This is a genomic window from Wolbachia endosymbiont of Atemnus politus, from assembly GCF_013309895.1.
Genome location: NZ_JAAXCS010000026.1, coordinates 1 through 14,063, shown reverse-complemented (window position 1 = coordinate 14,063; position 14,063 = coordinate 1). Strand labels below are relative to the sequence as shown.

Below are 14,063 nucleotides of genomic sequence, written 5' to 3'. Positions count from 1 at the left end.
GTTGTAGGATGATAAAAATTGATTTTTGAGGTTTTATGTTTAAGAAGTATCAATCTAAATTATTAAATACCTGTTTAGCGCTATCTATGACAGTATTGCTCACTGGTTGCTTTGCAACACTGTTTTCCGGTTCTACTCAAAAAATCCAAATGAAGGTAGTAGATAATGACGGTAATTTAATAGAACAGGCTAGATGCGTCGTAAATGATCCATCTGGAATGAGCCATTCTCTTACATCTAATCCTGGAGCAGTGGTTATTCAGCGAGGTTCAGGGCCATTATCCGTTGATTGCAAAAAATCAGGCTATGAACAGTTAAATGTAATGGTAGGTGAAAATTTTAATAAGACTACTTTATTAAATCTGCTGTGGTTGCCTGGCTTTGTTGTCGATGCGGTTACTGGAGCTTATAAACAATATCCATCACACTATGTTGTAACTATGGAGGAAGCTAATTAATAGCAGAAAAATGCTCAAACACAGCGGCCCAAAGAGATTGAAGCTTATAATAGAAAATTATGCATTAAAATGCATAAGAAATAGAATGAGCAAAAATGAGATACGTCTTATTTTAAACTGGAGAAGCATAGTAGGAGAGGAAATAGCGAAGTGTACAAAGCCAAGAAAGATTTCATATGCACAGAATATAAATTCGGGTGTTTTGCATCTAATGGTGACAAATGGCAGTAGAGCACTGGAAATTCAGCATATGATCTCTCTTGTAATAGAAAGAATCACGATATTTTTTGGCTACAAAGCAGTATATGGTATAAAAATTAAGCAAGAGAGTATTGACTATTTCACCGCATAAGGTAATCTAAGTGCATGAGAAACATGGACAATCAAAATGAGTAGAGTTTGCGAGCTAACAAATAGAAAGAAATCTTTTGGTAATAAGGTATCACATTCAAACCGTAAAACAAAGCGTACCTTTCTTTTAAACCTGCATAATGTTACGTTGATGAGTAACATATTGAACAAGAAATTTAAGTTTCGTGTAGCAGCGAGAACTTTAAGGACTATAGACTATAAAGGTGATCTTGATGCTTTTTTACTCAACACAAAAACAGTTAAGCTAAGTGAAAAAGCACAAAAAATAAAAAGAAGGTTAAAAAAAGTTTTAGCAAAGCAAGAGGTGGAATTAGCCGTTTCAGATGCATAGTAAGCCTCCATGGCTCAGAGCAAAAGCTCCAACTGGTGAAATATTTAATGAGACCTTAAATACTGTTAAGCTACATAATTTGCATACGGTATGTGAAGAAGCTGCATGTCCAAATATTGGTGAATGTTGGAACAAGCGTCACGCTACTATGATGATTCTCGGTTCTGTCTGCACCCGTGCTTGTGCATTTTGCAACGTTGCAACTGGTATTCCTGATAAATTAGACCCTCACGAACCAGAAAATTTAGCAAAGACGATAAAAAAGTTAAACTTAAAACATGTTGTTATTACCTCTGTTGACCGTGATGATTTACCAGATGGTGGTGCAAGCCAGTTTATAAAATGTATAGAAGAAATTAGAAAGATCACTACAGAAACAACAATAGAAATTTTAACTCCCGATTTTTTAAATAAGAAAGGGGCATTTGAAGCAATTGCTGTTACGTCACCTGATGTCTATAACCATAATATCGAAACAGTGCCAAGATTATATGCAAAAATAAGGCCAAGAGCGCGTTATTTTCATTCACTGTATTTGCTGAAGGTGGTAAAGCAGATCAATCCTAAGCTTTTTACAAAGTCAGGGCTCATGGTTGGCCTTGGGGAAACAAAAGAGGAAATACTTCAGGTTATGGATGATTTACGAAGTGCTGAAGTTGATTTTATAACAATCGGTCAATATCTGCAACCAACTCCGAAGCACGCAAAAATTGACAGGTATGTCACCCCAGAGGAATTTGAGCATTATAAATACATTGCTTACTCCAAGGGGTTCTTAGTAGTTGCATCAAGTCCACTGACTAGATCATCATACCACGCTGAAGAAGATTTTAACAGGCTTAAAGCTTGTCGTTTTTCAGTATAAAAACACTTTTGGTTATAACATATAGTGTTGATCTTGAATTTGCGTGGCTTTTAAGAGCTTGGTAGTGATATTATACATGTAGGTATAAAGTTTCAGTTGTGTGCATTAGGATAAATTTTTACCTGGACTTCTAGTTTAAAATTGAGAAAGTAGTTGCTATATATAACAGCAAGTATGAGTTAAACTTATATTATGGACTTAAATAAATTTACCGAAAAAGCAAAAAGCCTAGTTCAGAGTGCTCAAATGAAAGCACTGGGAGCTGGGCATCAGATTTTTATGCCTGAGCATTTACTAAAAGTAATGCTTGAAGATGAGTCAGGTTTAGCTCAGGATTTGATAGGTGCTTGTGGTGGAAGTATACAAAATATTTCTGATGCTGTAGATAATACGCTAAAAAAGTTTCCAGTAATTGAAGGGCCGGGAAGTGGTGGTCTTCAACTTTCAAGAGAGGTAGCAAAAGTTTTTGAGGATTCAATTGGTATTGCAAGGAGGAACAAAGATTCATTTGTTGCCGTTGAGCGTTTACTGCAGGGCTTAGCCACACAAAAAGATGATACTGTAGGTAAAATTCTGATGGAAAACGGTATTACACCGCAAAAGTTGAACTCAGTCATTGCAGAAATGAGAAAGGGCAACAATGCGGACTCGCCAAATAGCGAGGAAAAACTAAATGCAGCAAAGAAATATACAAAAGATATTACAGAGCTTGCTATGCAAGGAAAGCTTGATCCTGTAATTGGTCGTGATGAGGAGATAAGAAGAACTATGCAGGTGTCACTGAGGCGAACAAAGAATAATCCCGTGCTGATAGGTGAACCGGGTGTTGGAAAGACTGCGATAGTTGAGGGGCTTGCAAATAGAATTGTTGCAAATGACGTGCCACTTGGTTTGCATGATGCAAAAGTTTTAGCTTTGGATCTTGGTGCGTTAATTGCTGGAACAAAATTCAGGGGAGAGTTTGAAGAAAGGCTAAAGGCGGTTATTAATGAGCTTCCGAAAGCGGAGGGAAAAGTTATCTTGTTTATAGATGAGCTTCATACTTTAGTTGGAGCAGGGGCAACAAGTGGTGCAATGGATGCTTCAAATCTGCTGAAGCCTGCTCTTGCGCGTGGAGAAATTCGCTGTATAGGAGCCACAACTTTAGATGAGTATCGAGAACATATAGAAAAAGAGCCTGCGCTTGCAAGGCGTTTCCAGCCTGTGTTTATTTCCCAACCAACTGAAACTGACACCATTTCAATACTGAGAGGTTTAAAGGAAAGATATGAAGTGCATCATGGTATAAGAATTACAGATGGTGCGATAATCGCTGCTGCAACGTTATCCAATAGGTATATAGCAGACAGGTTTTTGCCTGATAAAGCGATTGACTTGATTGATGAAGCGGCGAGTAGGGTTAGAATTGAAATGGATAGCAAACCTGAAGTCATTGACGAACTTGAGAGAAAGATTATACAACTAAAAATCGAATCAGAAGCTCTAAAAAAAGAACGCGATGAAAACTCTAAGCAGCGTTTAGAAAAGATAAATGAGGAAATTGAAAGTCTAAACAGTAAATTTGCTGACTTAAACAGTAAGTGGCAGATGGAGAAGAACAAAATAGCTAGAATACAAGAGACGGCTGAAAAATTGGATAATGCTAGAAAAGAGCTGGAATTAGCTCAACGTAGTGGAAATTTAGGAAGGGCCGGGGAATTAATGTATGGTGTGATTCCTCAGCTTGAAAATGAGTTGAAAAATCAGGAGAAGGTTACTGATAGTTTCCTAAAGAAAGAAGTTACTGAGAATGATATTGCAAATATTGTTTCAAAGTGGACGGGAATTCCAGTTGATAGTATGATGCACAGCGAAAAAGAAAAACTTCTGAACATGGAAAATGAAATAGGAAAAAGAGTAATAGGGCAGAAGGATGCAATAGAAGCAATAAGTAATGCAGTGAGGCGCTCCCGCTCTGGTGTTCAAGATACTAATCGGCCTTTCGGTTCATTTTTATTCTTGGGACCGACTGGAGTTGGAAAGACCGAACTTGCGAAAGCCCTTGCTGAATTCTTATTTGATGACCAATCAGCACTTCTACGTTTTGATATGTCAGAATATATGGAAAAACACTCCGTTTCAAAGCTAATCGGTGCACCTCCAGGATATGTTGGCTATGAGCAGGGCGGGAGATTAACTGAAGCGGTGAGAAGAAGGCCATATCAGGTAATTTTGTTTGATGAGATAGAGAAAGCAAATCCAGATATATTCAATTTGTTGTTGCAAATTTTGGATGAGGGCAGGCTCACCAATAGCCACGGTAAATTGATTGATTTTCGCAATACCATACTAATTTTAACTTCTAACCTTGGTGCTGAGATAATGCTAAAGGAAGTTGCTGACTCTGTAAAAAGCAAAGTGATGCAAATAGTTAAAGCTGCATTTCGTCCAGAATTTTTAAATAGACTAGATGAGATTATTATATTTCACAGTCTAACTAAGAACAACATTTATAAAATTATAGATGTTCAATTTTCTTATTTACAAAAAATTCTTGCTAAGCGTAAACTAAGCATAAATTTGTCACAGGAAGCTAAAGAACTAATAGCACAAACTGGATATGATCCTGAATATGGAGCAAGACCACTGAAAAGGGTAATACAAGAATGTATTCAAAATAACCTGGCTAAGTTAGTTTTATCTGGAGAAGTAGTAGAAGACGATAAGCTAATAGTGTACGCTTCTAATAACGAAATCTTAGTTAAAAGGGTTTAAATTTGCTGTGTATTTTTGTTGAGAAAAATGTGTGTAGATCATAATGTTGATACTGAGTCTTTATTTAAGTTAGTTAATCAAGGAAATCAGAAGGAAAAGGAAAAAATTAAAGAGTTTATAAAATACTTTTATAATTTTGTTTATAATAGTGATTTAAAGATCAACGATAGATTCCTTCTGCACATTGCAGATGATGCGTACAACTTCATTCTCAAAAAAGAGAGAGAAGAGAGCAAATTAATGGTAAGTAATGTAAATGATATATCAGGGATAGAAGGCAACTTTACTATAATTAAGGTAGCAAATGATGACATGCCTTTTCTAGTTGACTCTGTTATTGCCACTATTAAGTCGCATAATTTAACTATATGTTATTATAGCAATAGCATAATTAATATCCAAAGAAAAGGCGGTCTAATAGATAAGATTTACCCTTTGGAAGAAAGTGGTGGAATCAAAGAGTCAGTAATATATGTAGTTATTAAAGGTATAAGTGATAATTTTGTTGATACGCTAGAAGAATCTCTACGCAAAACGCTGAAGGCAGTTAATTGTGTTGTGGAAGATTGGCGCCTGATGCTGCAGGAGCTGGATGAAGCGAAGAATGAACTTTGTTCTGTCATTCAAGCAGCAGACGTTGGTCCGTTGTCACGCGCTGCTATAGATTTTCTAAATTGGTTGCAAAATAATAATTTTGTATTTTTAGGTTATCAAGAATGCATTCCTGATGAAGATGGAAAGCTCGTTCCGAATGGTGAGGAAAATCTTGGTTTGATGAGAGCAAGTGAAGAGTATCAGAATGTATTGATTCCTTGTGTGAACCTTGATCATTTATACATATTGAGGTCAGATCTGGTCTCAGTAGTTCACCGCCGTACATATATGAATTGTATAGGAATAAATGAGCTTGATAATCAAGGAGAATTAATAAAAGAAAGACGTTTTTTTGGGTTATTTACTTCTGTAGCAGAAGTCCAGGATATTCGCACTATTCCGGGAATAAAGGATAAAGTTAAAAGAATAGAGAGAAGAGCAGGATTTGTGCCTGGTGGTCACAACAATAAAGCTTTAGTTTCTATTTTACAAGCATTTTCTTGTGATGAATTATTCCAATCAAATGAAGATGAGTTATTTAAGATTTGTACTTCGATCATGTCTCTTGCGATTAGGCCAAGAGTCAAATTATTTTTAAGAAAGATAGGGGATTTTATTAGTTGTATAGTGCTGATACCAATGCGTTATGCTAGCGCCAGGCTGATGTTTAAGATACGTGATATATTGAAGGATGAGACAAGTGCAGAAAGTTCAGATATTTATAACCACCACATTATCAATGAATATGACTTGATGAAATTGCACGTGGTGCTAAAGGCTAAAAACGCTAGCGTTCCTGATGATGAAGTTTTGCGTATCGAAAACAAATTAAGAAACATTACAGAAAAGTGGGAAGATCGTTTTATAGATAACCTGTATAATACTTTCAGTACTGTTGAAGATGTATTTATCCGTTATTGCAAGGCATTTCCGGTAAGCTATCAAGAGAGTTTTGAACCTCATGATGCGTATTATGATATGAAAAAATTGGAGATAGTGAGGAAAAAAGGAGTTAGCGAGGTTGATTTAAGGCTTACTCGTGACAATCTTAATTATCAATTAAAAGTTTACACTCCAAGCAATGGAGGCCTTGAATTATCGAAAATATTAAGGATTACTAAGAATTTGGGAGCTAAGATTCTATTTCATAATGGTTATTACATAGAAATCAACGGCGGAATATGGATACACCATTTTGTATTGTCAAGAGTCGATGAATTGATAAACAACATTACTCTGAAAGAACAATTTGAGGTAACACTTGCGAAAGTGTTTAGAAAGGAAATTAAAAATGACTATTTCAACAGTTTAATCATTATTGCTGGGCTGGAGTGGAGAGAAGTGCTTCTGATTAGAGCGCTAAGTGCTTACCTGAAACAAACGTCATTTAACTACAACCCAGAATATATACAAAAAGTGGTTTCGGAGTATCCAAAGATAGTAAAGTATTTGATACAGTTATTTCATGCGAGATTTGATCCTAGCATAGATATCGATAGAGAAGAAACTACCAACATTTTTAGAGAAAAAATTGAGGAACTTCTAAAAGATATCAGCAATGTTTCACATGATTACGTTTTACGTTCAATATTTAACTTGATAATGGCCATTTTGAGGACCAGTTATTATCAAGACAATAAACCCTACTTATCTACAAAATTTGATTCAAGTAAAATAAATGGTTTGCCTGATCCTCGTCCATATCGTGAATTATATGTTTATTCAAACCTTTTTGAGGGAATACATTTAAGAGGAGGGAAACTAGCACGTGGTGGTTTAAGATGGTCAGATAGAACAGAGGATTTTCGCACTGAAGTTTTGGGGCTCATGAAAGCTCAGATGACAAAAAATGCAGTTATTGTTCCAGTTGGTGCAAAGGGTGGGTTTGTAATAAAGAAAGTTTACAGAGATAAAAATATTTTAAGAGAAAAAGGTGTTGAGTGCTATAAGGATTTTATCAGAGGAATGCTTGACATTACTGATAATGTAGTTAATGGCAAAATAGTTCCACCTGGGAATGTAATTAGATATGACGAAGATGATCCATATTTGGTAGTTGCGGCAGATAAAGGCACTGCTTCATTTTCTGATTATGCTAATCAAATATCCTCTGAGTATAATTTTTGGCTTGGCGATGCGTTTGCATCTGGTGGATCAGCTGGTTATGATCACAAAAAGATGGGCATCACAGCCAGAGGGGCGTGGATTGCAGCACAAAGGCATTTTTGGAGAATGAATAAGGATATCTACCAAGATGTAACTGTCGTTGGGATTGGAGATATGGCTGGTGATCTATTTGGAAACGGTATGTTGCTTTCAAGAAATATGCGTTTAATCGGCGCATTTAACCATATGCACATTTTTGTTGATCCAAACCCTGATGCAGAAAGGAGTTTCACAGAGCGTAAGCGTCTTTTTGGATTACCATTTTCAACTTGGATAGATTATAATGAAGATTTAATTTCTCAAGGTGGAGGGGTATTTGAGCGTAGTAGCAAGCAAATAAACATTTCTCAAGAAATGAAAAGATGCTTTAATATAACAGAAGACGTGTTATCCCCAAATAGTTTGATCCGATATCTGTTGAAGGCAAAAGTGGATTTTATATGGAATGGAGGAATTGGCACGTTTGTTAAAGCGAAAAATGAAAGCCATAGTACGGTCGGTGACAAAGCAAACGATGAACTAAGGGTAAATGGCAGAGATATTAGAGCTTCTATGTTCATAGAGGGTGGTAATCTTGGTTGCACACAGCTTGGGAGGATAGAGTATGCAGAGAAGGGTGGATATATCAATGCAGATTTTGTTGATAATTCAGCAGGGGTGATATGTTCTGACTTGGAAGTTAACATCAAAATTGCATTTGTTTCAATTATGAAAGGGGGGAGCATTTTCTTAGAAAAAAGGAATGAAATACTGGCTAGCATGGCAGACGAAGTTGCATCTAAGGTGCTTGAAGATCATAACAAGATTGAAACAAAAGCATTACTCCTTGAGTGCTTGCAGGCTAAAGAAAGGTTGGAACAGCACCATAGATTATTACTCTGCTTGGAGAAATCTGGATTGTTAGACCGAAGTGTAGAATTTCTTCCATCTGAGGAGGAAATAGCGAGAATGTTAACTGGTGCAGAAGGTTTCAGTTCTCCTCAGCTAGCTGTTCTAATGTCTTACGCTAGGACGGCAATAAAAAATGAAGTTGTGCATTCCAACTTGCCTGAAAAAGATTTCTTGTGCCGTGATTACTTACTAAATTACTCTCCACAAAAGATGGTAACGGAGTTCAAGGATTCCATACTGCAACACTAACTGTGCAGAGAAATTGTCTCTACTTGCATTGCAAATGATGTAGTGAATAGAATGGGCTGTATATTTATTAATAATCTGGTTGAAAATACCGGAATTAAAGTGCATGAAGCAGTTAATGTGTATATTGTTGTTAACCACCTATACAGTTTAAATAGCCTTTGGCAGAAAATTGATGAATTGGATGGAAAGATAGATGTTAACGCATACTTGCAAATAGTGAGAAGTGTGCAAAAATTTATTGGTAGGGTATCATTTTGGTTAGTAAAAAATCTCGGTAAACTTAGCTTTGTAGATTTGGATGATGTTACAAAATTTAAGGATGCAATTGAAACTTTGGGTCAGAACTTAACTGATGTTTTAGATGAACACCTATTAAAGGTCCATCACCATGGGTCCACTTCTTTAGTAGAACTTAATATAAATAAGGATCTAGCAAAAAGAGTTGCTGACTTGTGTATTTTGGCCTATGCACTGGACGTTATATCCATTGCTGAGCAAACATCTTTGCCTATTCTTGACGCTGGTAAAATATACTTTGAGTTAAAATCGTTACTGAGATTCAATCTGATCAGAACAATTGCTATCAAGATGAAAAGTCATTCTTCTTATTGGGATCGCAGCTTAATTAATGATTTATTGGATGATTTAAGCAATGATCATTATAAGCTGGCTGTCAAAGTGATAAAATCCACGGATAACCGTAAAAATGAGGTTCAAACCTGGGCTCATAATGATAAGGATTACATAGAACGTTATAATAGTTTTTTAGATGAGATGGTTGCTTCTAAGCTTGATTTAAGCAAATTAATATTTATAATTAGAAGAATTAAAGTACTTGCCTCGTAGGAAAAGTGTTCGGTATAGGTCTTTCAGAAGTTTTAGTTGTCGTTCTAGTGAGTATAGTAGTTCTTGATAAAAGTAAGGTGCCTATATTTATTGACCTTATTAGAAATATATATAGGTATTTTATGATTGTAAAGTCAAGGACTAGGAAATTGTTGAAAGATGCCGGAATTGAAGACTTATATAAAGAGTGTAACACCGAGGAAGTAAATTATATAGTTGGTAAAGATGGTAAGTTTTATCCTAGTTACAATATAGATAATACATCTAAAGATAATGACAGCAAAGATTCTAGTAGTAGATGATGTGCTATCTAATGTTAAGCTTTTAGAAGCTCGACTAAAAGCAGAGTACTATGCGGTTATCGTAGCTCATGATGGTAAAGAAGCTGTAGATTTAGTAGCAAAACAACAGCCTGATATTATATTACTCGATATCATGATGCCAAAAATAAATGGCTTTGAAGTTTGTAAGAGCCTAAAGAGCGATCCCTTGACAACCCATATCCCAATAATTATGGTGACTGCGTTGCATGACACTCACGATAGAGTACAAGGCATTAATGCTGGTGCAGATGACTTTCTAACTAAACCAATAGACGAAACTGCTTTATCTGCTCGAATTAAGTCTCTTACGCGTTTAAAGATGGTGATAGATGAATTGCGTTTGAGAGGAGAAACTAATGCTGAGATTAGTGGGGTAGCAGGAAGCAGTATTATGGATTATTCCAACCAGATTTTTGATACTAACATACTTGTTGTAGATGAGGACGTCTTTCAAGCAGAGCAGATATATAATATACTAAAGCAGCGCTTTAGGTCGATTAAAATACTGAGCGATCCAATGGAGGCATTAAAGGTTGGTATTGAGGATAATTATGACTTGATTATTTCCGACATGCAATTTTCAAAAACTGATGGTCTACGTCTGTGTTCTGAGTTTCGTAGCAAAGTAGAAACACGTTATACACCGATTCTGATTCTTTCTGAAGATTACGATAAAAACAATTTAGTAAAAGCACTTGATGTAGGTGCTAATGATTATTTAACAGTACCTTTGGATGAGGGTGAGTTAATAGCGAGGGTTAATTCGCAAGTGAAACGCAAAAGATATCAAGATGCCTTGAGAATGAATTTATTTAATAATGCGGAAATGTCTATAAAGGACCCGTTAACTAACTGTTATAATAGAAGATATTTTGATGCACACTTAAGAAACATTGTTAAGGATTCTGTAGAAAAGGATCGAAGTTTGTCTCTTATGATACTTGATATAGACTATTTTAAGCTGGTGAATGACAATTTTGGACATAGTGCTGGGGATGAACTTTTAAAGCAAATGCAGAAGAGGATTTCTGAAAATATTAGAGTGACGGATTTATTAGCTAGGTTTGGTGGCGAGGAATTTGTTGTTGTAATGCCAGACACCAATATATCAGATGCATGCGCTGTTGCAGAGAGAGTGCGTGAAATTATTGCTGCAGAACCTTTTACGCTTTCAGACAAAAACATAACTCATAGTGTGACTGTGAGCATTGGAATTACAGAAATGCAAAAATCTGACCTTGATAACATTAAAAAATTTATAGTACGCGCTGACAGATATCTATATAAAGCAAAAGATAGCGGTAGAAATAGAGTGATTACTCAAAAAAATTCATAATCTCAAAAAAAAGTTGTTGCATGCCAAAAATGTCTATGATATAGGTTTACATAATTTAGTAACAACTTTGGAGGGTTATGATGGGAATTAATCAGGAACTATTCGATGCTGTAGAGCAAGGTAATCTTAGTAAAGTTCAAGAGTGTCTTGAGAAAGGTGCTGATGTTAATGATACTAATAATTGGGGTTGGACACCTTTGCATTGGGCTGCAAGCGATGGTAAGTTAGAAATTGTAAAGTTTCTTGTAAGTAAAGGAGCTAATATTCATGCTGTAAAGCCTGTCAGAAACAATAACTTTTTTCTCCATTCTATAGGACAAGTCGTGCACTTTATGGGTTATGGTGACACACCTTTAGATGTTGCAAGAAAAAAAGGACACAAAGAAATAGTTATATACCTTCTAGAGCAAAAGCTTGGAGATTTGTTCATGTCTTGGCATAGAGATAAAGCTCTTAAAATTAGGAAAGAAATATGTGGGATTCAAAAAGATGAATTAGGCCCAAATCACCCTGAGACTTTAAAAACTTATAATTACATAAAACAGGCAATGGATTGTATAGAGCGAGATAAATTGATAGAGGAAGAAAAAAAGCACAAGAGAAGAGAGAACGAGAGGAAAGGAAACAAAAGGAAAGTAAGGAGAAAATATACAGAGAAATGGAAGAAAGAAACAGGGGAGTAACACGGAATTTAGGATGCGACAATTGGAAATAGAAAGGGTAGCAAACATGCACCATCCGAATATGGTGAATATCAGAGGGCTAGGGCACATGAAAGTTGTGTTATACTATCAACACACTCTGAGAAAAAGCAACAAGAAAAGTTTTTACATAGTATTTCTAATGCAGATGTAAGACAAGTAAAACAAGGCCTATATCTACCTTCTTTTGAAGCAAGGAATGTTAAATTAATGGTAAGTGTACTGCTATCACTCGTGGGCTATCTCAGGTTTTATTATCACAGAGTGGTAAGTCATTTTTAAATAATTTAGAAACTTCTGCTGAAATTTATGAGCGTATAGCGCAGGGTAAGCAGATATCTAAAAGAGAAGAAAGAGAGGTCTTTGCTTTTAGTAAATTACTTAGTAGCTTTGAAAGACAGCTAGATTCTGCTACAAATAGCCTACCTTCGAGTTCAATTCATATTAAGGGCTACAAAACACTTGATGATTTATCACGTTATATAGCTGGAATTAAAGGTGACTTTGCTATCCATCTAGTTACAAATAACCACGTTGTTGCAATTTATAGAATAGGCGATAATTATGCTTATTTTGACAGCAATGCAGCATTTATTTCTGGGTTAAAAAAGGTTGATCAGCTCATGGAAGTTGTAGAAAAGGCAATTGAGTTTGCTGGATATGAAGAAGGAGAAAAAGGTTTCCTTGTTGAACACTTTGATGTTGATAAAGCTAATAAATTACTGTCTGATGAAGATAAGCAAATTTTCACAAAAGAAATTAAAACAGAGCGTCAACTTCTAGCAGAGCAAGATTAGGAGCTTGGTTTTATTAAGATTAATGATCAAGAGTTATTTAGAGTGCAGTTTATGACTTTGGAACTAAAATTAATGTGGAAGGTAGCGTACCTTTACTTATCAATGCCAATATGAATTTAAGTAGCAAAAAATTCCAAGATCACCTAGATAAAAAAGAAGTGAGCATGACAGCTAGGGAATATCTTGAAAACTTGAAAAATAGCAAGAATGTAGAAGAGGTGGTACAAGCAACCAAATTAATTCCTTTTATAGGTTCAAGCCGTTTAATTGAAAAAGCAGAGCAAACACGTGAGCCAAAACAATCATTATCAGAGTTAGCTAAAGGAACAATTAATAACGTACTTGCTGCAGTTTCTTTAACTAGCGTTAACAAGTCAGAAGGTTTACTACCAAAAACTACTGATGAAACAATTGGGAGACCTGAGTCTTATTTAAGTGGTGTAGTAATAAGGAATCAACAAAGATCACCAGGCTTCTAAGCTATTTCTTCTTGAAGTTGTTTAATCTCACCAGGCTTCTAAGCTATTTCTTCTTGAAGTTGTTTAATCTCACCAGGCTTCTAAGCTATTTCTTCTTGAAGTTGTTTAATCTCACCAGGCTTCTAAGCTATTTCTTCTTGAAATTGTTTAATCTCATCTATCGAAAGCCCGGTAATTTGAGCTATAACATCAATAGAGACGCCGGCCTTGAGTTTTTGGCTACTTCGATTTTTTCTGCTTCCCTGCCTTTTTCTTGACCGATTTGGATGCCCTCATTAAATTTTTGTTTAAGGCAACATACATTATCATCCTCATTTTTCTTAATCCATTCATACATAGCCCGTTCATCATCAGTCCAATTATACTCTATCAACTCATTATAAGCTTTTTTTAAAGTTTTTTTCCATCATTATAAGCTTTACCGATAATTACATCACTTCCCACTATTTTTTGTAGGGCCTCTTCACTAATCTCATTTGCATGCCTAAAAAGTAACACCATTTCTCGATTATATTTTCTAATTGATCTTCCTTCTTATTAAATTTAGGCAATTCTATGAAAGTAAAACTAAAGTCTTTTAGGTCGTGTTCAAAGTTCACTTTATCCAAAATAACGTGATCGGATTTGTAACCTGGTTTATCAGGAAATAGAATAAAATTAGTGATAGCAATAAAGATAATTTCCTTAAGGTCTTGATATTGGTCACCTACGTTGGCTTGACTTGAATAAGCTTTAGCTGCATAGTATTGTGCGCGTTTTTCGAAGCCAGTGGTTCTAGCGACCTGCATCTCAACAATCGTTTGAACACCTTTAGAATCTCTACAGAGTACATCAACAATACTTTCCTTTTTGACGGCAATATCAGGGCTTAGAATGGGGTTTAGGAATTTCACGTTCTTTA

At 35.6% G+C, this 14,063-nt stretch carries 10 protein-coding genes and 2 pseudogenes; 11 read left to right on the top strand and 1 reads right to left on the bottom strand.

Translation table 11 applies throughout. From position 1 onward, the window contains the following. Positions 1-35: 35 nt before the first annotated feature. From HET73_RS02820 to HET73_RS02770, 11 genes and pseudogenes are all read left to right on the top strand, one after another. Positions 36-458: a hypothetical protein gene (locus tag HET73_RS02820; RefSeq protein WP_174133992.1), complete on the top strand. Its 423-nt coding sequence runs from the start codon at positions 36-38 to the stop codon at positions 456-458. A gap of 10 nt (positions 459-468) precedes the next feature. Beyond that, on the top strand, positions 469-810 hold the full coding sequence (locus HET73_RS02815) for a DciA family protein (RefSeq protein WP_174132853.1): 342 nt from the start codon (positions 469-471) through the stop codon (positions 808-810). A gap of 36 nt (positions 811-846) precedes the next feature. Beyond that, a complete protein-coding gene (gene rpmB / locus HET73_RS02810) occupies positions 847-1,161 on the top strand; it encodes a 50S ribosomal protein L28 (protein WP_174132852.1) in 315 nt (104 codons plus the stop codon). Next, positions 1,154-2,026 (top strand): lipoyl synthase, encoded by an 873-nt coding sequence (gene lipA / locus HET73_RS02805; protein ID WP_174132851.1) that lies wholly within the window; start codon positions 1,154-1,156, stop codon positions 2,024-2,026. Before rpmB ends, lipA begins: the two co-directional genes overlap by 8 nt. 192 nt (positions 2,027-2,218) lie before the next feature. After that, positions 2,219-4,780, top strand: a complete 2,562-nt coding sequence (gene clpB / locus HET73_RS02800; RefSeq protein ID WP_174132850.1) for an ATP-dependent chaperone ClpB — start codon at positions 2,219-2,221, stop codon at positions 4,778-4,780. 27 nt (positions 4,781-4,807) lie between these two features. Next, positions 4,808-9,526, top strand: a pseudogene (locus HET73_RS02795) (NAD-glutamate dehydrogenase). A 5-nt stretch (positions 9,527-9,531) separates the two neighbouring features. After that, positions 9,532-9,828, top strand: coding sequence for a Sec-independent protein translocase subunit TatB (gene tatB, locus HET73_RS02790; RefSeq protein WP_174132849.1), 297 nt, complete (start codon positions 9,532-9,534; stop codon positions 9,826-9,828). After that, a complete protein-coding gene (locus HET73_RS02785) occupies positions 9,800-11,185 on the top strand; it encodes a PleD family two-component system response regulator (RefSeq protein WP_174132848.1) in 1,386 nt (461 codons plus the stop codon). The genes tatB and HET73_RS02785 overlap by 29 nt, the downstream gene beginning before the upstream one ends. A 77-nt stretch (positions 11,186-11,262) precedes the next feature. Beyond that, positions 11,263-11,868: an ankyrin repeat domain-containing protein gene (locus HET73_RS02780; RefSeq protein WP_174133991.1), complete on the top strand. Its 606-nt coding sequence runs from the start codon at positions 11,263-11,265 to the stop codon at positions 11,866-11,868. Positions 11,869-12,509: 641 nt separating this feature from the next. Then, complete coding sequence (locus HET73_RS02775; protein ID WP_174133990.1) at positions 12,510-12,683, top strand: hypothetical protein; 174 nt, start codon at positions 12,510-12,512, stop codon at positions 12,681-12,683. 74 nt (positions 12,684-12,757) lie between these two features. Continuing rightward, positions 12,758-13,162 (top strand): hypothetical protein, encoded by a 405-nt coding sequence (locus HET73_RS02770; protein WP_174133989.1) that lies wholly within the window; start codon positions 12,758-12,760, stop codon positions 13,160-13,162. Positions 13,163-13,284: 122 nt separating this feature from the next. Here the strand turns inward: HET73_RS02770 and HET73_RS07910 are convergent. Beyond that, positions 13,285-14,055 (bottom strand): annotated as a pseudogene (locus HET73_RS07910) (Rpn family recombination-promoting nuclease/putative transposase). Between the last annotated feature and the right edge of the window lie 8 nt (positions 14,056-14,063).

Bases quoted from the DNA above. Each gene is read 5' to 3' on its own strand.
- HET73_RS02820 (WP_174133992.1), top strand. From the start codon at position 36: ATGTTTAAGAAGTATCAATCTAAATTATTAAATACCTGTTTAGCGCTA.
- HET73_RS02815 (WP_174132853.1), top strand. From the start codon at position 469: ATGCTCAAACACAGCGGCCCAAAGAGATTGAAGCTTATAATAGAAAAT.
- rpmB (WP_174132852.1), top strand. From the start codon at position 847: ATGAGTAGAGTTTGCGAGCTAACAAATAGAAAGAAATCTTTTGGTAAT.
- lipA (WP_174132851.1), top strand. From the start codon at position 1,154: ATGCATAGTAAGCCTCCATGGCTCAGAGCAAAAGCTCCAACTGGTGAA.
- clpB (WP_174132850.1), top strand. From the start codon at position 2,219: ATGGACTTAAATAAATTTACCGAAAAAGCAAAAAGCCTAGTTCAGAGT.
- HET73_RS02785 (WP_174132848.1), top strand. From the start codon at position 9,800: ATGACAGCAAAGATTCTAGTAGTAGATGATGTGCTATCTAATGTTAAG.
- HET73_RS02780 (WP_174133991.1), top strand. From the start codon at position 11,263: ATGATGGGAATTAATCAGGAACTATTCGATGCTGTAGAGCAAGGTAAT.
- HET73_RS02775 (WP_174133990.1), top strand. From the start codon at position 12,510: ATGGAAGTTGTAGAAAAGGCAATTGAGTTTGCTGGATATGAAGAAGGA.